Annotated in this window: 16 protein-coding genes; 4 read left to right on the top strand and 12 right to left on the bottom strand. The window is 67.4% G+C overall.

The window, feature by feature from the left end; all coding sequences use genetic code 11:
* Positions 1-82: 82 nt before the first annotated feature.
* Complete coding sequence (locus ACI8U3_RS01635) at positions 83-1,567, top strand: PAS domain-containing protein (RefSeq protein ID WP_415013114.1); 1,485 nt, start codon at positions 83-85, stop codon at positions 1,565-1,567.
* Between the two features lie 13 nt (positions 1,568-1,580).
* Entirely contained in the window at positions 1,581-1,937 is a 357-nt protein-coding gene (locus tag ACI8U3_RS01630; RefSeq protein WP_415013113.1) for a response regulator, read from the top strand.
* Between the two features lie 213 nt (positions 1,938-2,150).
* Here ACI8U3_RS01630 and ACI8U3_RS01625 read toward each other — a convergent pair whose 3' ends face one another.
* Positions 2,151-2,603, bottom strand: a complete 453-nt coding sequence (locus ACI8U3_RS01625; protein WP_415013112.1) for a hypothetical protein — start codon at positions 2,601-2,603, stop codon at positions 2,151-2,153.
* Positions 2,604-2,847: 244 nt separating this feature from the next.
* Here ACI8U3_RS01625 and hmgA point away from each other — a divergent pair, with 244 nt between their 5' ends.
* The gene (gene hmgA / locus ACI8U3_RS01620) at positions 2,848-4,161 is read left to right on the top strand and encodes a homogentisate 1,2-dioxygenase (RefSeq protein ID WP_415013111.1); all 1,314 of its coding nucleotides are present in this window, start codon (positions 2,848-2,850) and stop codon (positions 4,159-4,161) included.
* Between the two features lie 101 nt (positions 4,162-4,262).
* On the top strand, positions 4,263-4,664 hold the full coding sequence (locus tag ACI8U3_RS01615; RefSeq protein WP_415013110.1) for a hypothetical protein: 402 nt from the start codon (positions 4,263-4,265) through the stop codon (positions 4,662-4,664).
* A 46-nt stretch (positions 4,665-4,710) separates the two neighbouring features.
* On the opposite strand, the gene flhA is transcribed toward ACI8U3_RS01615, so the two are convergent.
* The 11 genes from flhA to ACI8U3_RS01560 form a co-directional block, all read right to left on the bottom strand.
* Positions 4,711-6,792: a flagellar biosynthesis protein FlhA gene (gene flhA / locus ACI8U3_RS01610; RefSeq protein WP_415013183.1), complete on the bottom strand. Its 2,082-nt coding sequence runs from the start codon at positions 6,790-6,792 to the stop codon at positions 4,711-4,713.
* A gap of 7 nt (positions 6,793-6,799) precedes the next feature.
* On the bottom strand, positions 6,800-7,666 hold the full coding sequence (gene bla, locus ACI8U3_RS01605) for a class A beta-lactamase (protein WP_415013109.1): 867 nt from the start codon (positions 7,664-7,666) through the stop codon (positions 6,800-6,802).
* 14 nt (positions 7,667-7,680) lie between these two features.
* Positions 7,681-9,084 (bottom strand): sigma-54 interaction domain-containing protein, encoded by a 1,404-nt coding sequence (locus ACI8U3_RS01600; RefSeq protein WP_415013108.1) that lies wholly within the window; start codon positions 9,082-9,084, stop codon positions 7,681-7,683.
* Between the two features lie 40 nt (positions 9,085-9,124).
* Positions 9,125-9,457, bottom strand: coding sequence for a flagellar motor switch protein FliN (gene fliN / locus ACI8U3_RS01595; RefSeq protein WP_415013107.1), 333 nt, complete (start codon positions 9,455-9,457; stop codon positions 9,125-9,127).
* Complete coding sequence (locus ACI8U3_RS01590; RefSeq protein WP_415013106.1) at positions 9,457-10,113, bottom strand: flagellar assembly protein FlbE; 657 nt, start codon at positions 10,111-10,113, stop codon at positions 9,457-9,459. Before ACI8U3_RS01590 ends, fliN begins: the two co-directional genes overlap by 1 nt.
* A 1-nt stretch (position 10,114) precedes the next feature.
* Positions 10,115-11,152, bottom strand: a complete 1,038-nt coding sequence (gene fliG, locus ACI8U3_RS01585) for a flagellar motor switch protein FliG (RefSeq protein ID WP_415013105.1) — start codon at positions 11,150-11,152, stop codon at positions 10,115-10,117.
* Positions 11,152-12,768, bottom strand: a complete 1,617-nt coding sequence (gene fliF, locus ACI8U3_RS01580) for a flagellar basal-body MS-ring/collar protein FliF (RefSeq protein WP_415013104.1) — start codon at positions 12,766-12,768, stop codon at positions 11,152-11,154. Before fliF ends, fliG begins: the two co-directional genes overlap by 1 nt.
* 151 nt (positions 12,769-12,919) lie before the next feature.
* Positions 12,920-14,611 carry an N-acetylglucosamine-specific PTS transporter subunit IIBC gene (gene nagE, locus ACI8U3_RS01575; RefSeq protein ID WP_415013103.1) on the bottom strand — a complete coding sequence of 564 codons (1,692 nt, stop codon included), beginning with the start codon at positions 14,609-14,611 and terminating at the stop codon, positions 12,920-12,922.
* Positions 14,608-17,115, bottom strand: coding sequence for a phosphoenolpyruvate--protein phosphotransferase (gene ptsP, locus ACI8U3_RS01570; protein WP_415013102.1), 2,508 nt, complete (start codon positions 17,113-17,115; stop codon positions 14,608-14,610). Before ptsP ends, nagE begins: the two co-directional genes overlap by 4 nt.
* On the bottom strand, positions 17,112-19,421 hold the full coding sequence (locus tag ACI8U3_RS01565) for a family 20 glycosylhydrolase (protein WP_415013101.1): 2,310 nt from the start codon (positions 19,419-19,421) through the stop codon (positions 17,112-17,114). The genes ptsP and ACI8U3_RS01565 overlap by 4 nt, the downstream gene beginning before the upstream one ends.
* 136 nt (positions 19,422-19,557) lie before the next feature.
* Positions 19,558-22,287, bottom strand: coding sequence for a TonB-dependent receptor (locus tag ACI8U3_RS01560; RefSeq protein ID WP_415013100.1), 2,730 nt, complete (start codon positions 22,285-22,287; stop codon positions 19,558-19,560).
* Positions 22,288-22,487 lie beyond the last annotated feature (200 nt).

Raw genomic sequence — 22,487 nt, 5'->3', positions numbered from 1 at the left:
TGGGTCGTTGCGAATGATTTTCGCCACCGGTGTCATGTCATATGCGGTGGGGAAACGCCGTTATCTGTTCTAGGCTGTCCTCATGGACGCCTTGAGTCGCCATGGGGAGGAGGAAAAAGCGACCGCCGCCGCGGGCTGCGCCTCCGCCTATACTTCACTGCCGGCGCTGGCTGCGGTGCTGGACGCCTCGCCGGATGTTCAGATCCTGCTGGCCGCGGACCAGACGATCCTTTTCGCCAACGCCGCCTTTCACGCCACCAATCCGGACGAAGCCGGGCCTCTCGTGGGTCAGTCGCTGGCCGCCAGCCTCATGGGCCGGGACGCACGACGCGCCGCCAGCCGGCGGTTGGTCCTTAGCGCCGTCAGACAGGCGTTGGCCGAACAGACGGTCGTTCGTCCCCCGCCCTTTCGGTACGACATCCAGAAGGACCTGAGCGTCGCGCCACGAGAGGCCTGGTGGCGGCTGTCCGCTTCGCCGTTCGAACTGGACGGTCGCGGCTGTTTGCTGCTGACGGTGTGCGAGGTGACCGCCGCTGTCACCCTAGGTCGGGGCGCGGCGCCGGAAGGCCTCGCCGAGGAGCCGGATGACGCCCTGGTCTGGTCAGAACGCCGCCGCCTGGGCCAGATGTTCGAACAGGCCACGGACATGTTGTCCCTGGTGGTCGGCCCGGATCATGTGTTCGAACTCATCAATCCGGCCATGCAAAAGATCGCCGGGGACGTCCAGATGCTGGGCCGCTCCATGCGGGACATGGTTCAGTCGGAAAGGGGGCGCGAGATCATTCGGCAGATGGACCGTGTGCGCGCCACAGGACGCCCGTATGTGGCTCATGCCCAACCTTTCCGGACGTTCGCCGATCCCGAGAAGGATCGCTATCTGGACCTGAGTCTCCAGCCCCTGACCAACGAGGCGGCGAAGGTGGAGGCCATATTCTGCCGTGGCCGGGACGTCACCGAGCAGGTTCACGCCCTGAAAGTCCAACAGTTCCTGCGCGAGGAGCTGGCCCATCGACAGGGCAATATCCTGGCCGTAGTCCTGGCCCTGGCCGAACAGAGCGCCGCCCAGGCCCCTTCGCTGGACCAATTCCGCACCGTCTTCGCAGGCCGCCTGTCAGCCCTGGCCGCCGTGAATATCCTGCTGAACCGCGAAGGGCCGGATGTCAGTCTCGCCGCCCTGCTCGGCGCCCTGCCGCATCCGCAGCGCAGCAGCATCCGTATCAGCGGCGGAGGCGCCGGCGCCAAGCTGACGCCGAAGGCCGCCATCACCCTGGGTCTGATGCTTCACGAACTTCTTCACCAATCCGGTCCTGAAACGCCGGACGGTTCGACACGACCGCGAATCCGGGCACACAGGCGCGGTGACCGTCTTCATCTTGTCTGGCTGTCGCCTGCCCTTCGTGGCTTCGATCTGGACGGGGACGACTTCGCGCGCCGCCTGATTGACCACGCCGTCCGCCATGAGTTCGGCGGGCGCTGGGCCCAGTTCCGCCGCAAAAACGGCGCCGCCGTCTGTTTCGAGTTCCCGCTTAACCATTCCGCCTGGGCCGGCGCCCATCCGGTCGCATGAACTGAGGAATCCCATGCGTGTTCTGGTGGTCGAAGACGAAACCCTGGTTCTGTTCACCCTGGAGGCTGAGCTGTCTCGCGCAGGGTTCGAGGTGGTGATGGCGTCGGATCCGGCGGGCGCCAAGGCGCGCCTCGACGAGGAAGGGGCGGGCCTGTCGGGCGTGGTTGTCGACCTCAACCTGTCCGCCGACGAGACTGGGTTCGACGTGGCGCGCCACGCCCGGTCGATCAATCCGGCAATCGCGGTGGTCTATATTTCCGGCAACGATCCGCACCACTGGGAGGATCAGGGCGTGAAGGACAGCGCGTTCTTCGCCAAGCCGATTCTGTCCGCCCAGGTGGCGCAGGCTCTGAAAGACCGCATTCGCTAGATCGTGCACCTGTAAGCTGCACAAAAATAGTTCATTGATTTCAATACTCCGTCACCCTCGGGCTTGTCCCGAGGGCCTATGGTGAAGACGGTCTCGAAAGGTCGCCGGGGCCCACCGGACAATAAAGCGCCTGCAAATCGCGCTTGAGGCTGCAATGGATCCTCGGGACAAGCCCGAGGATGACGGATTTACAGGGACAGACCCTTAGGGCTTTCAGTCGTTGACCGGCGGCAGTTTCTCGACCGTCGCATGGCTGACGGCGGCCAGACGGATGAATTTGTCCACCACGAAACGATTGTCGGGGAACGCTTGCGGCGTGATGGTCAACAGCTGGCCGGAGCGCCTGACCAGTCCCTCCTTGATCAGGTCGTTCACCTTGCGGCGCACGGTTTCGCGCGGAATGCCCGATGAATCCGCGATGGAGCGGATATTGGTCCACAGGGTCGGTACGGTGTCCACATCGCCCGAAAGCAGGCGCTCTGACGACAACTCGGCGAAGCCCGGCGCCATGGCGCTGCGCAGCATGATGATCAGCAGGACCAGTTGTCTGTCCAGATCATCGGACTGTCTTCGCGAAACAATCAGATAGTCGGTTAACGCTGATAATAAAGCCGGCGCGACGCGACTGTAGTTTTCCCGGATGCGTGATTCGGTTGATCCCGACATTCCCCGCCCTGAACAGTCTCCCGTCAGTCAGCATGCACATTCCGGCTGCATTTGCACCCTTCCAGAACTCATCATTGCGTGAATTCCGGCGGTTAGCGCCAGTTTTGACTGATCGATGTTAAGGAAACCGGTAGACAGTATCGGTGTTCCTCTCAGGGGTTGGCGCCCCGCATACGGACGCTCTATGCCAAACCGAACAACTAGAACCGTCCGCCGGGTGCGGGCGCGATGGGAGAGCCAAGCCATGACCCAGACCCGTTCCGGCGCGCCCGAGGGCTACATGCCCGGCTTCGGCAACCATGTGGCGACCGAGGCCGTGGTCGGCGCCCTGCCCCAGGGCCGCAACTCGCCGCAGAAGACGCCCTTCGGCCTGTATGCCGAACAGCTGTCGGGCACCGCCTTCACCGCCCCGCGTCACGCCAACCGTCGCTCATGGCTGTACCGCCTACGGCCCAGCGCCAACCACGGCGCCTATGCGCCCTATGAAGGCGGCAAGCTGATCCGCACGGGCCCCTTCACCGAACAGCCCCCGACGCCCAACCGCCTGCGCTGGGATCCCCTGCCCCTGCCCGACGCCCCCACCGACTGGGTCGACGGACTGGTGACCTATGTGGGCAACGGCGACGCGGCGGCCACCGCTGGGCTCGGCGTGCACCTGTACGCCGCCAATACCTCAATGAAGGACCGCGTCTTCTACAACGCCGACGGCGAGCTGCTGATCGTGCCCCAGGACGGCGCCCTGGACCTGTTCACCGAGATGGGCCGCATCGCGGCCAGCCCCGGCGAAATCGTGGTCATCCCGCGCGGCGTGCGCTTCCGGGTCGAACTGCCCGACGGCTCGGCTCGAGGCTATGTCTGCGAGAACTACGGCGAGCCGTTCCGTCTGCCAGACCTGGGCCCCATCGGCGCCAACGGCCTGGCCAATCCGCGCGACTTCCTGACGCCGGTGGCGTGGTTCGAGGACGTGGATCGCCCGGTGCAGATGATCCAGAAATTCCATGGCGGCCTGTGGGCGACGCAGCTGGACCACTCGCCGCTGGACGTGGTGGCCTGGCACGGCAATCACGCGCCGTACAAATACGACCTGGCCAATTTCAACACCCTCAACACAGTCAGCTTCGACCACCCCGACCCGTCCATCTTCACGGTGCTGACCAGCCCGTCGGACACGCCCGGCGTCGCCAACTGCGACTTCGTCATCTTCCCGCCCCGCTGGATGGTGGCCGAGGACACCTTCCGCCCGCCGTGGTTCCACCGCAACGTCATGAGCGAGTTCATGGGCCTGATCCACGGCGCGTACGACGCCAAGGAAGGCGGCGGCTTCGCGCCGGGCGGCGCGTCCCTGCACAACTGCATGAGCGGCCACGGCCCCGACCAGGCCGCCTATGACAAGGCGATCAAGGCCGACCTCAAACCCCACAAGATCGAGAACACCCTGGCCTTCATGTTCGAAAGCCGCTGGGTCTTCCGCCCCACGAAATCGGCGGTGGAGACCCCGGCCATGCAGCTGGACTACGACGACGTCTGGACGGGGTTCGAGAAGGGGGAGGTGGGGTAGGTGGTGGTGACGCGCTCATGTGCATGCCGCGGCTACAAAAGGTCGGTTCCGCCCTGTTCAGAACGGCTCACCGCTGAGACTCAGCCACTATGAATCCTTGCTTGTGGCTCCTGATCGTTCTGTCGCTGGGGATAGAACCGCCTGCCACTGCACCTCGGGCCAATCGCGAGATTCCGCAGGCGCCTCAAAGGCTGCAACCCAAGACGGCCGAAGAGCTCGTGTCTATCACCTCTCGCGGCATTTACGTCCATGGCGATATCGAACGCGAAGGCGCGCGCTCTTCAGATCGTGGCGAAGTGTTTCTCCCGGACGGGACCTACATCCAGCGCCAAGATCGTGCTGAAGTCTACGGATCCTACGAGCTCATAGGCAACGCGCTATGTGTGACATCCCCGGGCGTTGACCGTGGCTGCCGCCTGATAGCCACCGACATCGATGGAGGCTTGTTCTTCGTCGGAGTGAGAGGGGCATGGCCCATCGTAATTTCCGACTATGTTCCCTGATCGTGGCGATATCCCATCCCAATGGGTGCTGTGAACGAGCTCGCCCCTAAACCTGCCCGATGGTCTTCAGCCGCGCCTTGGGATGGACCTCGTTCTGGCTCATCACCACGGTCTGGCCGCGGAAGCGTTCGATGATGGAGCGCACATAGGGACGGATCATGGGGCCGGTCAGCAGCACCGCGGCCTCGCCGCCCATGGCCGCGCGCTCGAACACGTCGCGCACCTGACGGATGAAGTCCTGCAGGCGTGACGGCGCCATGGCCAATTGCTTGTCCTCGCCCTGCCCCACCAGACTTTCGGCGAAGGCCTGCTCCCATTCGGGGCTCAGGGTGATGATGGGCAGGGCGCCGTCGTCGCCCTTGTGCTGCCAGCACAGCTGACGGGCCAGACGCGCCCGCACATGCTCCACCAGCTGGGTGACCGAACTGGTGTGCGGCGCGGCTTCCGCCAGCCCCTCCAGAATGGCCTGCAGGTCGCGGATCGACACCCGCTCGCGCAGTAGGGACTGCAGCACCCGTTGCAGGGTCGTGACCGTGACCACCGTGGGGATCAGCTCGTCCACCAGCTTCTTCTCTTCGGTCCCCAGCTCCTTCAGCAGCTTCTGCACCTCGGCGTAGGACAGCAGATCCGCCATGTTCTCCTTGAGGATCTCGGTCAGGTGCGTGGTCAGAACCGTGGAGGGATCGACGATGGTGTAACCCCGGAACGTGGCCTCCTCGCGCAGGCCGTCGTCGATCCAGGTGGCGGGCAGGCCGAAGGCGGGCTCGCGGGTATGCTCGCCGGGCAGCTCCACCTGACGGCCCGACGGGTCCATGGCCATCAGCTGGCCCAGGCGGACCTCGCCCGACCCGGCCTCCATCTCCTTGATGCGGATAGCGTAGCCCTGGGTGGCCAGGCGCATGTTGTCCAGAATGCGCACGGCGGGCATGACGAAGCCGAATTCCTGGGCAAGCGACCGGCGCAGGGCGCGGATCTGGTCCGTCAGGCGCCGCCCCTCCAGATCGTTGATCAGGCTGAGCAGCGAATAGCCCAGCTCGATCTTGACCTCGTCGATGGTCAGGGCGGTGGAGATGGGCTCCTCCACATCCTCCGCCGGGCCGTTGGAGACCACCTCGACCGGTTCCGGCTTCAACCGGTTTCGCCCGCGCCGCCAGGCCAGATAGCCCGCTCCCCCCGACAGTACCGCGAACGGCAACAGCGGCATGCCGGGGATCAGGCCGATGAAGCCCGCCGCCGCCGACACCATGCCCAGCGCCACCGGGTTCATGGCCATCTGGGCCACCAGCGCCTTGTCGGCCGAGCCCTCGACCCCGGCCTTGGACACCAGGAAGCCCGCGGCGATGGACACGATCAGCGCCGGCACCTGGGTCACCAGACCGTCGCCCACCGCCAGCAGCACATAGCTGGACGCCGCGTCGCCGGCGGGCATGCCGTGCTGGGCGATGCCGATCAGCAGCCCGCCGATGACAGTGATGAAGGTGATGATCAGGCCGGCCACGGCGTCGCCGCGCACGAATTTCGACGCGCCGTCCATGGCCCCGAAGAAGGTGGATTCCTGCTCCAGCTCCTTGCGCCGCGCCTTGGCGGCGGCCTCGTCGATCAGGCCCGACGACAGGTCCGCGTCGATGGCCATCTGCTTGCCCGGCATGGAGTCCAGGGTGAAGCGGGCCGACACCTCGGCGATGCGGGTCGAGCCCTTGGTGATGACCACGAAATTCACCACCAGCAGGATGGCGAAGATGATCACCCCGATGACGAAGTTCCCGCCCATCATCAGGGCGCCGAACGCCTCGATCACCTGACCGGCGCTGGCCGTGCCCTCATGGCCGTGGCTGAGGATCAGGCGCGTGGAGGCCAGGTTCAGGCCCAGCCGGTACAGGGTCACCACCAGCAGAACGGTGGGGAAGACGGCGAAGTCCAGCGGCTTCTTGATCAGCAGGGCGGTCATCAGCACCAGCACCGAGCCGGTGATGGAGATGGCCAGCAGCATGTCCAGAACGAAGCTGCTCATCGGGATGATGAGCAGGCAGATGATCAGCACGACGCCCAGCGCCAGGGCCACCTCGCCGCGCAAGACCCAGCCGAACATGTCACGCCCGGTGGGGCGCGCCATGCCGTCCTTCATCATCCCGACGTCAGCCATGACCGAACGCTCGCACAGCTTCGAAGGTCGCTTCAGCGATCGCGGGCTCGACCCATTCGGGCCCGTCCGTCTCGGGACCGGAATAGTAGGCCGCCGCGAAAATGGGCTCACCCTCCGTCAGCCAGATCACCCCGATGTCATTGACCATGCCCTGGCCGTTGGTTCCGGTCTTGTGACCGACTGTGGCGTCCCGTGGCGCGCCTGCCTTGATACGGTTGGGGCCCGTCGGACTGTTCACCAGCCAACGGGATAGAAGTTCCTTGTGCTCGGGAGACAAGCGACGCTGATCTGGCCCCAGCAGGGCACGCATGTTCAGAACCGCCTGCAACGGCGTGGTCGTGTCCATCTCGCCGTTGATCAGGTTCAATTCCGGCTCCAGGCGATCAACACTCGTGGTCATGTCGTTGAGCGCCTGCTGGTGCCAGGTTCTCCACATGTCCAATCCGCCCATTTCCCGAATCAGGATGTTGGCAGCGGGATTGTCGCTCAGTTCGACCATGCCCTGACAGAGCGTTTCCACGCTGATCTCATTTCCAACCGCTTCCCCGGTTACGGGCGCGTGCGGAACAAGGTCGGACTCGCCGACTGTGATGAGTCTGTCGAGGCGCTCTTCCCCCCGTTGCACTCGCTCCAGCGTGGCGGCGGCGAGAAACAGCTTGAAGGTCGAGCAAAAGGTGAAGCGCTCAGTCGCCCGCCATTCGGCCACGCTGCGTCCCTGCATGGCGAAAAACCCCATGCGCGCGCCTCGATCCTCCTCCCATTTGCTGAGTCCCATGAAGGCGTGAACGATCGGCGGTCCGCGCGAACATCCCGCCGCAGCCAGCGCCCCAAGGCCCGCGATCACGCTTCTGCGCTTCACGCCCGCACTCCCGCTCAGGCGACGTTGTAGGCGGCGCCGGCGACGCCGCTCTGGGGCGCGGGGATGGCCTCGCCCGCGTCTGCGTATTCGTTCAGCTTGTTGCGCAGGGTGCGGATGGAGATGCCCAGGATGTTGGCCGCATGGGTGCGGTTGCCCAGACAGTGGGTCAGGGTGTCCAGGATCAGCGTCTTTTCCATCTCGGCCACCGTCTGGCCCACATAGGCCCGGGTCACGGCGTCGGCCGCCTGGGCCGCGTGACCCGCGACCCCGGCGTCCCTGGGCGCGGCGGCGGTCGCCCCCATGGAGGCGCCCAGCGGCTGGCCGTCGGGCATGCGCAGGGCGTCCTCGCCGATCTCCGGGCCGGTCGCCAGCAGCACCGCCCGGTGCATGGCGTTTTCCAGCTCCCGCACATTGCCCGGCCAGCGGTGGCTCAGCAGAGCGCGGCGGGCCGCCTCGGACAGGGGCCGGGCCGGCACGCCGTTGGCGACCGCGTACTTCTTGACGAAGTGATCGGCGAGCACCGCCACGTCGCCGGGGCGTTCACGCAAGGCGGGCAGGCGCAGGTTGACCACGTTCAGGCGGTACAGCAGATCCTCGCGGAACGTGCCCTCGCTGACCGCACGGGCCAGATCGCGGTTGGAGGTGGCGATGATGCGGATGTTGACCGAGACGGGCTTGGCGCCGCCCACCCGGTCGATGACCCGCTCCTGGATGGCGCGCAGCAGCTTGGCCTGCAGCCGGGCGTCCATTTCGCTGATTTCGTCCAGCAGCAGGGTGCCGCCGTCGGCCTCCTCGAACTTGCCGATGCGCCGGGCCACGGCGCCGGTGAAGGCGCCCTTCTCGTGGCCGAACAGCTCGGATTCCAGCAGATTGTCGGGAATGGCGGCGCAGTTGACGCTGATGAAGGGCTTGTCAGCGCGGCGCGACTGGCTGTGCAGGTGACGGGCCATCACCTCCTTGCCGACGCCGCTTTCGCCGGTGATCAGGATGGAGGCCTCGGACTTCGCCACCTGATCGGCCAGCTTGATGACCGCTTCCATGTTCGGATCGGCGCTGATCATGGGCCGGTCGTCGTCGGCCACGGCGGCCAGCACGGCGGCGATCAGGTCCGCCTCGGGCGGCAGGGGGATGAACTCCTTGGCTCCGGCGCGGATGGCGCTAGCGGCAAGATCGGCGTCGGCGTCCACGCCGCAGGCCACCACCGGCACATGGATGCGCTCGGCCTCGTTGGCCGCAATCAGGGCGGCGATGTCCAGATGGTAGTCGACCATCAGCAGGTCGGCGCCCTGCCCGCGCCGCAGGGTGTCGGTGGCCTGCTCGCACCTCTCGACATGACCCACCTTGGCGCCGTGCGCCATGGCCATCTTCACCGCCGCCGCCAGCTGTCCGCTGAGCCGTCCCACCACCAGGAGCCGCATGGTCCTTCTCCTCTAAACTCTGTTCCGATCCCGTCGCCGATCAGGCGCCGGAGTCCTCGGTCTTGATGATTTCCGTCATGGTCACGCCCAGACGATCCTCGACGACGACGACCTCCCCGCGGGCGACCAGCCGGTTGTTGACGAAGATGTCGATGGCCTCGCCGACCTTGCGGTCCAGCTCCAGCACCGAGCCGCGATTCAGCTTCAGCAGCTGCGCCACCGACATGTGCGCCTTGCCGAGCACGGCGGAAATGTTGACCGGCACATCGAACACGGGCGCCAGGTCCGTGGCGGACTTGTCCCCCGCCTCGTCGGCCGTCGTCAGGGCCGTGCCCTCGGCGAATTCCTCAAGGGCCAGATCGTCGGTGGCCATCAGCCTTCTCCTTGCGGCGTGTTCAGGGTTTCGGCGTGTCCGCCCTCGGTCGCCAGGGCGGCGGTCAAAGCCTCGCCCACGCGGCGGGCGGAATCTTCGGGGCTGTATTCGGCGCGCCCGTCGGCCCATTCCAGAGCGAAGGCGGCGGCGTCCATGCCGGGTGTGTCGCGGAACGAGACCTGACCGGTGAAGCCGGCTTCGGCGCAAACGGCCTCGATGCGGGCGCGGGCGTCGTCGGACAGGCCGCCGGTGCGGACCACCAGCCGGGGCGAGGCGTCGATCTCGTGGCCGAGCGCCTCCAGGGCTTCGTGCAGCGGCCCTTGCGGCAGCCGCTCCAGCGCCTGACCGGCGATGATGCGGGCGGCCGCCAGCGCCAGTTCGGCGGAGGCCGCGCGGTGCTCGTGCGCAACACGGGCCAGGCCCGGCAGGGCGCGGTTCAAGGCCTGACCGATTTCCGCCAGCGCCATGGCCTGGACGCCCTCGATCTCGTTCATGGCCTGTTGGCGGGCCTCGGCGCGCGCCTGCGCCGTCAGGGCCTCGACCTCGGCGGCCAGATAAACGCGCTTCACGGTCTGGGTCGGGCGCGACGCCACCACCGCGCCATTGGCGTCGAACTCGGTGTCGAAAACGAAGGGCTGATGCTGCGGTTGGGTCATGTCAGTAGATCAGCTCGTCGTCGCCGCCCTGGCCGGCCAGCATGATCTCGCCCTTGGCCGCCAGATCCTTGGCCGCCTGGACCATGGTCATCTGTGCGGCGTCCACGTCCTTCAGTCGGACGGGGCCCATGGCCTCCATGTCCTCACGCATGATCTTGGACGCGCGCTCGGACATGTTGGAGAAGAACAGCTCGCGCAGTGTGTCGGTGGCTCCCTTCAGCGCCAGGGCCAACTGGTCCTTCTCCACCGCCCGCAGCAGGGTCTGAACGCCGCTGGGATCCAGCTTGCCCAGGTCCTCGAACACGAACATCAGGGCGCGGATGCGCTCGGCCGCCTCGCGGTTGCGCTCCTCCAGCGCCCCCAGGAACCGGGCCTCGGTCTGGCGGTCGAAGCTGTTGAAGATCTCGGCCATGGCCTCGTGGCTGTCGCGCTTGGACGTGCGGGCCAGATTGGACATGAACTCGGTGCGCAGGGTCTGTTCGATCTTGTCGAGGATCTCGCGCTGCACCGGCTCCATGCGCAGCATCCGCTGCACGCACTCCAGGGCGAAGTCCTCGGGCAGGGCCGTCAGGACGCGGCTGGCGTGCTCGGACTTCACCTTGGACAGGACCACAGCGACGGTCTGGGGGTATTCGTTCTTGAGGTAGTTCGCCAGAACCGCCTCGTTCACATTGCCCAGCTTGTCCCACATGGTCCGGCCGGCCGGGCCCCGGATTTCCTCCATCAAGGCCTCGACCCGCTCGGCGGGCATGAAGGCGGACAGCATGCGCTGGGTCTGGTCGTAGCTGCCGACGAGCGTGCCCGCGCCGGACATGCCGGAGACGAACTCGACCATCAGCTCCTCGACCACATTGGCGTTGACCGTGCCGAGGCCGGCCATGGCCTGGGAGATTTCCTTGATCTCGTCCTCGTCCAGCGACTGCCACAGCGCGGTGTGCTCCTCGCCCAGGGCGAGCAGGATCACGGCCGCCTTTTCAGGGCCCGTCAGGCGACGGGGATCATCGACCCCCGACTTCTTGCTGGCGAGGCGGGCGGCCATCAGCCCTCCTGCACCCAGGTGCGCAGGATCGAGGCGGACTCTTCAGGGTGCTTGTCCACGAACTCGGCAACCTTCTTGACCGAGGACGCCTTCACCTGACCCTCGATGCGGGCGATGTCGATGCGCTGGTCCATCTCCGAGCTGGGGGCGGGGAGCGCGGCGTTTCCGCCGCCCTGCGGCAAGGCGCCGGCCATGGCGGGTTCACCGCCCATGGCCATGGTCTGCAGCGCCGTCACGGACGGCCCGCCTTCGCCCCGCGCCGTCTTCAGCAGCGGCCTCAGGACGAAGAAGATCAGCAGCAGGCCGGTGACCAGCAGGATCAGCAGCTCCACCCCGCGCATGATGTCGTTCTTGGTGAAGTTGAACAGCGGGGCGCCGCCCTCGGTGCCGCCGATGGCGGGCGTCTCGCGGTTGAAGCGCACATTGATGACGCTGACCTGATCGCCGCGATCCTCGCTGAAGCCCATGGCCGAGCGGACCAGGGCCTCGATGCGCTGCATGTCCTCTTCCGAGCGCGGCGCATAGGTAGGCTCGCCCTCGCCGCCTTCCGGCGGGGTCAGGACGCCGTCGACCGCCACGGCCACCGATATGCGCTGGACCTGGCCTGGCTCGCGCACCGTCGTGGTGGTGGTGTTGGAGATTTCGTAGTTGGTGATCTCGGACTGGTCGCCGCTGGTGGAGCCCAGCGCCATCATGGCCGGATCCTCGCCGCCGGGGATGTTCTGCTGGGCGCCGACGACGCCGTCCGGCTGGGCCTGATTGTCCTGTGAGTTGGACGCCGAGGTGGAGGTGGAGCGCACCACCTGACCGTCCGGGTCGTAGCGTTGCTCCTGGGTGGTCTGCCGGCTGGTGTCGATCTCAGCCGAGACCTGGACGCGCGCCGCGCCGACACCGACCACGCCTTCGACCAGATCACGGATCCGGGCCGTCATGGCGGCCTCCACCTCGGCCCTGCGGCTGTCGCCGAGCCCGGCGGTGAAGCCTTCCTCCTCGGCGCCGGCGGCCAGGGTGCGGTTGGCCTCGTCCATCACGGTCACCCGGTCAGGCCGCAGGTTCGGCACGGACCCGGCGATCAGGTTGCGGATGCCCCGAATCTGGTCGCCCGTCAGATCGCGCCCGCCGACGCCGACCACGACAGCGGCGGTGGGGTCGCCGGCCTGCTGCTGGAACATCTCGCGTCGCGGCAGGGTGATGTGGACCCGGGCGGTGTTCACGCCGCGCAGGCTCAACAGGGTGCGGGCCAGCTCGCCTTCCAGGGCACGCTTTTCATTCAGGTTCTGCTGGAACTCGGTCTGACCCAACACGGACTGGGTGTCGAAGATTTCATAGCCGACGCTGCCTGACGTCACCATGCCGGACGAAGCCAGCATCAGGCGCGCGGTCCCCACCTCGTCCCGGTGAACCATGATGGTCGAGCCGTCGCCGCGGGTGGCGTATCTGATGCCCTGCTGGTCCAGCGCGGCGGTGATCTCGCTGGCCTCGGTCAGATCGAGGTTGGAGTACAGCAGCGCGTCCGGCTCCTGGCCGACGCGCAGCATCAGGGCGATCAGCACGGCGGTCACGCCTGCTGCAACACCCAGCACGGCGGCCAGACGGCCGATACCGAATCTCTGCAAAGCCGCCGTGAATCCGCCCACGCGCACCGCCCCAAACACGCGGGCGACCTCGAACGCTCCCGCTAGGCAGAAAGTGCCGCCCCCATGGTAAACGGGGCCTTAAGATTGTGAATTTGGATCGTGGAAACCCGTCGGCGCCGCCCGGCTTTGCTCATGCGCCGCCCAGCAAGGCGGCCACCGCCCCTGCGGAGGCGCCGAGGATCAGGTGGACGCCCGACGGCGTTCTGGCCGTCGCCCGCGCCCCCAGGCGTTTCAGCGCATCCACGTCCATGCGGGAGGTTTCCCTGAGAAGGACGCGCACCCGCCCGTCGCATTGGGCAGCCGACAGCACATTGTCCGCTCCGCCCAAGGCGACCAGCCATTCCCGAGCGCCGGGCGGGGTCGGGCGCGCGGCCGCCCCGCTCATCGCGCTGCGAATCTCGCCCGCCACCTGATCCGCTATGGGACCCAAGACCACCTGCAGTGCGCGGTCAGAGGGCCGCACCAGTCCGCGCGCGCCCAGGGCCTTCAGGGCTGCTTCGTCCACCGCGGTCTGATCGTTCAGGATCAGGCGTAGACGGGTGGTGCAGGCCTCGACACTCTCCACGTTTGCCGCCCCGCCCAGGGCCGCCAGATAGGCCGCGCCGCGCCCGCCGGAGATCGTCGCCTGCGCAGGGAAAGCCGCCGCCACCGGCTCATCCTCGCGGCCCGGCGTCTTCAGGTCCATCCAGCGGATCACAAGCCGGAATAGGCCGTAGTAGAGCGCGAAGTAGGCCAAACCCACGGGGATCAGCATCAGCGGCCGCGTGGACTGGTTGAAGTTCAGCACATAATCGAACAGGCCCGCCGAGAAGCCGAAGCCCAGCTTTACGTCCAGCAGGCTCATGATCACCATGGCCGCGCCGGTCAGCACCGTGTGCACGGCGTACAGCACCGGAGCCAGAAACATGAAGGTGAACTCGATGGGCTCGGTCACCCCCGTCAGGAACGCCGTCAGGGCCAAGGACATGAGCATGCCGCCCACGGCCTGTTTCCGCTCCGGTTTCGCGGCGTGATACATGGCCAGACAGGCGGCGGGCAGGCCGAACATCATCACCGGGAAGAAGCCGGACATGAAGGGGCCCGCCTCCGGATCCCCGGCGAAGAAGCGGCGCAGGTCGCCCGTCACCCCGCCGTAGTCCCCGATCACGAACCAGGCGATGTTGTTGAGGATGTGGTGCAGGCCCGTGACGATCAGCAGGCGGTTCAGCACGCCATAGAAGAACAGCCCCACCTCGCCCGAGCCGACGATGGCGCGGCTGAAGCCGTCCATGGCGCCGCTGATGCCGGAGAAGCCGAAGCCCACGATCGCCGCCAGCGCCAGCCCGGCCACGCCGCTGACGATAGGCACGAAGCGCCGCCCGGCGAAGAAGGCCAGATACTCGGGCAGTTTCATGCCTGAGAACCGGTTGTAGAAGTCGCCCGCGATCAGGCCGGAGATGATGCCGATGGGCACGCTGAGCCGCGCCAGCGCTCCGTCGCGCCATGCCGCCTCGGCAAGGGCGACGGTGGTTTCAGGCAATCCCGCCACGACCTCGGGCGACACAACCAGCAGCGCCTTGGCCCCCTCGGTGGCGATCAGGAAACAGACCACGCCCGCCAGCCCGGCGGCGCCGTTGCCGTCGCGGGCGAAGCCCACGGCCACGCCGATGGCGAACAGCAGGCCCAGGTTGGAGAACACCGCGTCCCCGGCCGCCGACATGAAGGCGATGTCCAGCAGATCGGGCTGGCCCAGCCTGAGCAGAAGGGCGGCGGCGGGCAGCACCGCGATAGGCAGCATCAGGGCGCGGCCCAGAGGCTGCAGACGTTCGAGCAGGGCCTTCATCGGTCGGCTCCCCTTCGGAAATCATCAGCCAGGGCGCGCACCTCGTCCACGGAGGAACACGCCAGCGCCCGCGCCGCCAGCTCGCGGCAGGCGTCCAGGGTCAGGCCGCGCAGCAGCGCCTTCAGGTCCGGTAGAACGGCGGGTGAGGCCGACAGCTCGGTCACGCCTAACCCCACCAGAATCGGCGCCGCAGCCATATCGCCCGCCAGTCCTCCGCAAACGCCGACCCAGCGGCCCTTGGCCGGACCCCCCCCCCCGGTCTGGCGGATCCGGCGAAGGACGGCCGGGTGCAGCCCGTCAATGTCGGCGGCCACCGCCGGATTGCCCCGGTCGCGGGCCAGCACATACTGCGTCAGGTCATTGGTGCCGATGGACAGGAAGTCGGCCTGTTCCGCGATCAGGTCGGCGGTGACGGCGGCAGCGGGGGTCTCGATCATCACCCCCAGCTGAACCGCCGTGGCCACCCCCATGTCGCGCCGCGCCTCCTCCAGCATGCGGCGCACGGCGGCCAGTTCATCGGGGCTGGCCACCATGGGCACCATTATCTTGCACTGGCCGGCGGGCGTGACCCGCAGGATGGCCCGCAGCTGGGTCATCAGCAGCTGCGGCCGCCACAACCCCACCCGCACCCCGCGCAGCCCAAGCGCCGGGTTCTCCTCGTGGGGAATGGGCAGATAGGGCATGGGCTTGTCGCCGCCCGCATCCAGCGTCCGCACGATCAGCGGCCGTCCGCCCAGCCCGTCGGCGATGGCCTGATACTGCGCCGCCTGTTCGTCCTCGTCGGGCGCGGTCTCGCGCTCGAGGAACAGGAATTCGGTGCGGAGAAGACCGCAGCCCTCGGCGCCGCCCGCCACCGCCCGCTCGGCTTCGCCGACGGCGCCCAGATTGGCGAACACCTCAATGCGCGTTCCGTCCAGCAGACGGCAGTCCTCGCTCGCGTTCTCGAGAGCGGCGGCATGGCGTTGGTGGCGCCGGGCCAGATCCGTCTGCGCCGCCTCCAGCGCCGCGGCGTCGGGCGACACCCGCAGAGTCCCGGCGTCGGCGTCAAGGATGAGGGCGGCCCCGTCCATCACGTCCATCAGCGCGTCGCCCACCGCCACCAGACAGGGCAGGCCCATGGATGCGGCCAGAATGGCCACATGGGACGTGGGCCCGCCCCGGGCGATGCACAGGCCGCCGATCCGCGACGGGTCCAGCGCCATGACCTGCGACGGCGCCAGCTCCTCGGCGATGACCACGGCGCCCTGCGGCACGTCAGCACCGCCCTCGCCTTCCCCCGTCAGCACGGCCAGCACCTGACGCTCCAGATCCTTCAGGTCGTCCACCCGCTCGCCCATGCGCCGGTCACCCAGGGCGTTCAGCGCCTGCACGAAGCCGTCGATAGCGGTGCGCCAGGCATGGCCCGCGCTGCGCCCCTCATTGATGCCGCGCTGGGCCGAGGCCAGCAGTTCCGGATCGTCCAGAAAGGCCAGGTGCGCGCCGGCGATGGCGCCCCGTGTGGCGTCGCCGCCGGTCAGGGCCTGAAGCCGCTCACGCACCGTCTCCAGCGCTTCGTTCAGCGCCGCGTGTTCGGCTTCCGCCCCGCGCCCGTCGACAGGAACCTCGATCTCGGTCCGGACCAGCCGCGCGGCCTTGCCGATGGCCACGCCCGGCGCGGCCGTCACCCCGCGCAGCACGCTGGTGTGCAAAGCCCGCCGAGGCCTCGGGGTCGGCTCCGGCACAGTCTTCGCAGCAGGCGCCGCCCCGGCCTCGCCCATGCCGCCTTCGATCAGTTCCGCCAGCGCCTGCACCGCCCGCGCGGCGTCCGGTCCGCTGGCGGACAGGGTGACGGCGTCGCCGTGGCGGATAGCGAGCGCCATAACCCCCACAGGACTCTTCGCGCTGGAGCGGCGGTTGAAGGCCGCCAGCGTCACCTCGGCGTCGAAACCCTTGGCCAGCGCCGCGATGCGCGCCGCCGGGCGGGCGTGGATGCCGTGGGCCAGCGGCGTCACCACCTGCCGTTCGGCTTCGGGGCCTACCGCCTGTGCAGTCGCCGCCGTAGCCCCAAGAGCCCGCAGGGTCATCAGCGGATCGCCCGCCTTGACCTCGCGGTCCGTGACCCGGCTCGCCACCTCGAAGGCCTCTCCGTTGATGATGATGATCGGGGTAATAAGGCTCTTCGCCCGCCCCGCGATCATGTCGAGATCGAACTCGACCAAAGGATCGCCCGTCTTCACGGACTGCCCCTCTGCGACGCGGGCGGTGAAGCCCTCGCCCTTCAGGGCCACGGTCTCCAGCCCGATGTGCATCAGCACCTCGACCCCGCTTTCGCCCCGGATGGTCACCGCGTGACGGGCGGGCGCCAGGATGGTCACCACCCCGTCGCAGGGCGCGCGCAGCAGGCCCTCGACAGGGTCCAGCGCCACCCCGTCCCCCATCATCCGTTCGGCGAAGACCGGGTCCGGCGCTTCGGAAAGCGGCGCGGCCCAGCCAGCCATGGGTGCGACGAGGACGATGTCGGTCATGGCCGCTCCCGGCTACCGAGCGTGATCCGTTCGATCGCCCAGATCGGATCGACCGAGTCCCGCGTGAACCGCAGGCACAGGTCATGGCGACCATCTTGCGGCGCGATTTCGCCGGTCAGGACGGTGACGCCGTCATGGTCCACGGCCGGCGCCAGCGGCAAGGCGCCGATCAACGGACCCTCGCAGCTGTCCAGCCGGATCTCCAGCTCGCCTTCAGGCGTGGACTTGGGGTGCAGCGGCACCGAGTCCCGCGCCGCGCCCACCTGATAGTTGAAGGGGTGAGACCCCACGTGGGCGGTCACCATGGTCACCCCGTCCAGCGGCGCCGCCTCATAGACCCAGCAGGGGTTTAGGATGTCGGTCACCAGCACGGCGCGCTCGTCGGTGTCGGCATTGCGCGGCGCGTCGTCCTCCAGCGCCAGCACCAGACCGCCCACGCACTGGCCCAGCTGATGGCTGGTGCGGGTCACGGCGTCCCGCCGCGTCACGGTCCATTGGCGCTCGCGGCCCACCGCTTCGCCGTTCAGCCAGCTCTGCGCCCGGATGGTGGCGCCCGGCTGGACGATCACGGCGCCCTCATAGACCGGCGCGGCGGACGTCACGTCGCCGCCGTCGGTGGTGTAGCGTATCTCGCCCGCACCGAACTCGCTCGACAGCGAAACCGAGAGAGCCTCGTCCGCGCCCTCATCGGCCACGTCCAGCGACAGCATGGGCTCGAGCCAGATGGTGGCGTGGGTCGCGCCCAGCGCTTCATAGCGATCCAGCTGGTCGGGCAGGCGCGCCGCGAAATTCTCCCAGTCGTTCACATGGGGCGGCGACCAGCCCAGCTCCGCCACGGCCGCCATGCGCGGGAACAGCTTGTCCCACAGGCGCTCCTCGGTGCGGATGTGCTCGGTCCAGACATTGCCCTGAACGCCCAGGATATGATCCAGCTGGTCCTCCGTCAGGGCGTCGGGGGCCGGATCGAAGGCGTAGACGTCGCGGGTGCTGATCACCGCGCCCCGCCCGGGCGACTCGTCCGGGCTGTCGCTCTGGCGGTGGTCGAAATACAGGGTCGGCGCCGGCGACAGCACCGCGTCATGGCCCAGCCGCGCCGCTTCGATGGCGCCGTCGATGCCGCGCCAGGACATGACCGTGGCGTTGGGCGCCAGCCCGCCTTCGAGGATTTCATCCCAGCCGATCAGGTTGCGCCCGGCGGCGTTCAGATGGCGCTCAATGCGCCGCACGAACCAGCTCTGCAGCTCGTTCTCGTCCGCGACGCCCAGCTCGGCCATGCGCGCCTGGATATGGGCGTTGGCCTCCCACTGATCCTTGACCGCCTCGTCGCCGCCGATGTGGATGTACTCGCTGGGGAACAGGGCCATGACCTCGTCCAGCACCGTTTCCAGGAATTCGAACGTCCCGTCCTCGATATTGAACAGCCAGGGGAACACGCCCCAGTCGGTGAACACCGCGTCCGGCAGGTTCTCCACCGAGCCCAGCTCGGGATAGGCCACGACCGCCGCCAGGGCGTGGCCCGGCATCTCGATCTCGGGCACCACCGTGATGTTCAGCGACGCGGCGTAGGCCACGATCTCGCGCACCTGATCCTGGGTGTAGAAGCCGCCATATAGCAGGGGCTCGCCGTTTTCGTCGAAGCCCGCCGCCCCCGCCTGCTGGCGCCAGGCGCCCACCTCGGTCAGGCGGGGATAGGCGTTGATCTGAAGCCGCCAGGCCTGGTCGTCGGTCAGGTGCCAGTGCAGCACGTTCAGCTTGTGCGTCGCCATGACGTCGATCAGGGCACGGACCATCTCGATGCTCTGGAAATGGCGCGCGGAATCCAGCATCAGCCCGCGCCAGCCGAAGCGGGGCGTATCGTCAATGTTGATGGCGGGGATCTCGACGGCGCCCTGCCCGGCCTCGGCGGTGGCCAGCTGCCACAGGCTGACGCCCCCGTACAGCAGCCCGCCGAAGTCCGATGCGGCGATGACCGCCCCGCCCGGCCCGACCGCCAGCCCATAGGAGTCCTCTTCCCCGCCCTCGTGGCGTTCGAAGATGACGCCCGCCCCGGGCTCGTCCGACACGACCAGCACAAGGCCGCGCGTTCGCTGGATCAGGTCGGTGAAATAGGCGGCGGCCCGCGCCGCGTCCTCATCGCCCGGCGGAACCCGCACCACGGTGGAGGCGTCCAGACGGAACACGCCCTCGGCGGGCGTGGCGGCGACGGGCGCCGGGATCAGGGAGGGGGGCTGCGCCCACGCGGGGGCCGCGACCGTCATCAGTCCGGCTACGGACAGGACGACGGCGGATGAAATGGTCTTGATCATGAAGAGCCCCTCGCACTCGGGAAGACTTTCCGGCGAAAGACGGGGCGGCGCAATGCGGCCGCCCCAGTTCGCTCAGGGGATTAGCTGACGAAGATGGCGGCGCGGGGCGCGGGAAAGTCCGCCCCGCGCCTTTCCGTCAGAAGTTGACGGCGAGCGTCGCCATCAACTTTCGGCCGGTCCGGTACACGCCGCGCGGCAGGGCGACGGTGTCGGCGTAGTTGTAGTACTCGCTGTCCAGCAGGTTCTGGCCGGCGAAGGTCATGCTGACCTGGTCGTTGAAGGCCCAGCTGACCGTGGCGTCCAGATTCTCGTGGTCGTCCACGTACATGTTGTTGGCCCGGTCCACGCCCGTGAAATATTCCGAGCGCCAGCTGTAGCCAACGCGGGCCGAGAACGGTCCATTCTCGTAGAACGGGCTGATGTTCAGCTGGTGGTTCGAGTTGTACGGCAGGGGCGATCCATCGTCCGCCTCGGCGTCAACATAGGTGTAGTTGGCCAGCAGGCCGAAGCCGTAGGCGAAGGTCTGCTGATAGGCCAGGGCCACCCCACGCACCTCGGCCGAACCGGCGTTGGCCGGGCGGCTGATCTGATAGGTGGTCACCGCCTGCTGCGCCTGATTGAAGTGCTCCTCGGGCGCGGTCTGCTGCAGGATGTAGTTGTCGATGTCCTTGTAGAAGAACTCGGCGCCCAGGATGGCCTCGGGCTGGAAATACCACTCCAGCGATGCGTGCAGGTTCAGGGATTCATACGGGTTCAGGTCCGGATTGCCGCCGCCGCCCGTCAGGATCTGGTCCGACAGCCAGAAGTAGTTGGACATGTCCGCGAAGTTCGGTCGCGCGATCACCTGGGCCGCAGACAGGCGCAGGATCAGATCATCTGCGACGTCGATGGCCACATTCACGCTCGGCAGCCAGTTGTCGTAGTCCTTGGTGGCCACGACCCACTCCCAGTCAGCCTCGGTGGTCCCGCAGCCGGCCGCCGTCTGGTTGATGCAGGTGTAGCCGCCGCTCTCGGACTCGGTGCGCACATAGCGCAGGCCGAAGTTGCCGCGCATGCGGCCGGTGTCGAAATCCGCCTGCACATAGGCGGCGTGGGCCGCTTCCTGGATGTTCCAGTTCTGCGAGGTGAATTCGGCATTGCCGAACACCGTCACTTCGGGCGCGGTCTGCCAGGGCTGAAGATAGGCGCCCGAGGCCAGATAGTCCGCCAGCGCGGCGCCATCCAGAACGAAGCGGGTGCGCATCTGGTCGTTCACGTCGAAGCCGTCCAGATAGTTGGACGCCACCTGACGCGGGTTGAACATGGAGGTGTCGCCCACATAGCCGAAGATGGGGATCGACACGCCCGACATACGCTGGTCGGTCTCGTGGTCGCGGTACTTGTAGCCGAACTGCACACGGTTGATCGCGCCCATGAGCGCGTACCCCAGATCGATCTGGGCGTACTGCTCCTCGTCGGTGGTCGGCTTCGAGACGATGTTGCCGCCCCAGCCCGAGTTCCAGTCCGTCGGCCCCTGGGTCGGATCGCCCGTGCCCCAGCCACCGTCGAAGGCGAAGGCGGTCGGGTCGTCCATGATGTTGTTCTCATAGGTGACCACGCCGGGCCGCCCGGGAGCCCCCGAGATGTCCACCGTATAGTTCGACCAGTTCAGGAACTCGCCGAACAGCTGACGCTGGGTCCCGCCCTCGGCCGTCGTGTAACCCGCCACCGCCGAGACGTCCCAGCGGTCGCCTGACCATTCCAGATTCAGCCGGTAGCTGTCCGAGGTCATGGCGGCTTCGCGATACTGCACGTCCAGCACCGAAAGGGCGTTGTCGAAGGACGCCCGGGTGATGATCCCGTCCTCGACCGTGATGTCCGTCAGGCGGTCGATGGCGTTCCAGGTGTTGCCCTGGAAGGCGAACATGGACTGGTTGGTGTTGTCGTAGCTGGCGTCGATGCGCAGCCAGTCGAAATTGAGCTCCAGATTCGGCGTCGGCCGCCACTGCAGCGCCGCCATGTAGCTGTCGCGGTCGCGCTGCTGCTCGAAATAGGACGCGGCCAGGGCGTTCAGGCCGATGGCGTCCGGATTGGCCGCCAGGGTGTCGGCGCAGGCGCCGACGCAGGTGGGTGAGCCGGGCTTCCATGACGCCTGGGTGGAAGGCGCATATTCCGCCGCCGTTATGGTGCCGTACGACTGCACCCCGTCGCGGCGCAGGAAGTCGCTGGCCCGCTGGGCGGCCACCAGAACGCCGAAGGTGCGCTCGGGATTGGTCCAGTTGCCCATGACCGAATACTGGAAGTCGCCTTCCTCTGACCGGTCGTTCCACAGATAGGTGACCGCGCCCGAGATGGGATCGATGCCCGCGTCCAGAGGCTGGCGCGTGTTGACGATCACCGTGCCGCCGATGGAGCCTTCGTCGATGCGCGGTTCGGGCGTCTTGTAGACCTCGACGCTGCCTACGATCTGGGGCGCGAGCAGGGCGTAGTTGAAGGTCCGGCCCGGCTGATCGAGGATGAACCAGTCCGCCGAGGCCACCGTCTGGCCGTTCAGCAGGGTGCGGTTCAGGGCGGGGTCGGTGCCCAGGATCGAGACCTTCTCGCCCTGGCCGAACTCCCGATCGATGGTCACGCCCGGAATGATGGTGATGGCCTCGGCCACGTTGGATGACGGGAAGCGGCCCACGTCCTCCGCCGTGACCACGTCAATGATCGAGTTGGAGTCGCGCTTGGTCTCCAGCGACTGCTGAAGCGAGGCGCGAATGCCGGTGACGACGACCTCGTCCACCTCGGTCACATCCTGAGACTGTGCGGACACCGCCCCGGCGGCCATGATGGCCAGACTGCTGACGGACGCCGCGATTAGCGATTTGCGAACTCTGGTCACTCGGCACTCTCCCCTCAAAGATGGGGGCCCCCGCCCCCAAGCCGATTGAAGCCCAATATAAGACCAATAATCCCGCTGATATGGTGCGAGGCCATGGGCGTATCAGGCCAATGAAACGGGACAGTGCCCCATTACGAAAAAATGACAAGCCCAAAATGAGGCCAATTCCGAACAAATTTGATATTGGTATCTCATTGGTC

It is taken from the genome of Brevundimonas sp. (assembly GCF_047617075.1).
Taxonomy (GTDB): domain Bacteria; phylum Pseudomonadota; class Alphaproteobacteria; order Caulobacterales; family Caulobacteraceae; genus Brevundimonas.
The sequence above is the reverse complement of the archived record's forward strand: the minus strand, read 5'-3'. Positions and strand labels throughout refer to the sequence as shown.

Bases quoted from the DNA above. Each gene is read 5' to 3' on its own strand.
- ACI8U3_RS01635 (WP_415013114.1), top strand. From the start codon at position 83: ATGGACGCCTTGAGTCGCCATGGGGAGGAGGAAAAAGCGACCGCCGCC.
- ACI8U3_RS01630 (WP_415013113.1), top strand. From the start codon at position 1,581: ATGCGTGTTCTGGTGGTCGAAGACGAAACCCTGGTTCTGTTCACCCTG.
- ACI8U3_RS01625 (WP_415013112.1), bottom strand. From the start codon at position 2,603: ATGTCGGGATCAACCGAATCACGCATCCGGGAAAACTACAGTCGCGTC.
- hmgA (WP_415013111.1), top strand. From the start codon at position 2,848: ATGACCCAGACCCGTTCCGGCGCGCCCGAGGGCTACATGCCCGGCTTC.
- flhA (WP_415013183.1), bottom strand. From the start codon at position 6,792: ATGATGAAGGACGGCATGGCGCGCCCCACCGGGCGTGACATGTTCGGC.
- ACI8U3_RS01600 (WP_415013108.1), bottom strand. From the start codon at position 9,084: ATGCGGCTCCTGGTGGTGGGACGGCTCAGCGGACAGCTGGCGGCGGCG.
- fliN (WP_415013107.1), bottom strand. From the start codon at position 9,457: ATGGCCACCGACGATCTGGCCCTTGAGGAATTCGCCGAGGGCACGGCC.
- ACI8U3_RS01590 (WP_415013106.1), bottom strand. From the start codon at position 10,113: ATGACCCAACCGCAGCATCAGCCCTTCGTTTTCGACACCGAGTTCGAC.
- fliG (WP_415013105.1), bottom strand. From the start codon at position 11,152: ATGGCCGCCCGCCTCGCCAGCAAGAAGTCGGGGGTCGATGATCCCCGT.
- nagE (WP_415013103.1), bottom strand. From the start codon at position 14,611: ATGAAGGCCCTGCTCGAACGTCTGCAGCCTCTGGGCCGCGCCCTGATG.
- ptsP (WP_415013102.1), bottom strand. From the start codon at position 17,115: ATGACCGACATCGTCCTCGTCGCACCCATGGCTGGCTGGGCCGCGCCG.
- ACI8U3_RS01565 (WP_415013101.1), bottom strand. From the start codon at position 19,421: ATGATCAAGACCATTTCATCCGCCGTCGTCCTGTCCGTAGCCGGACTG.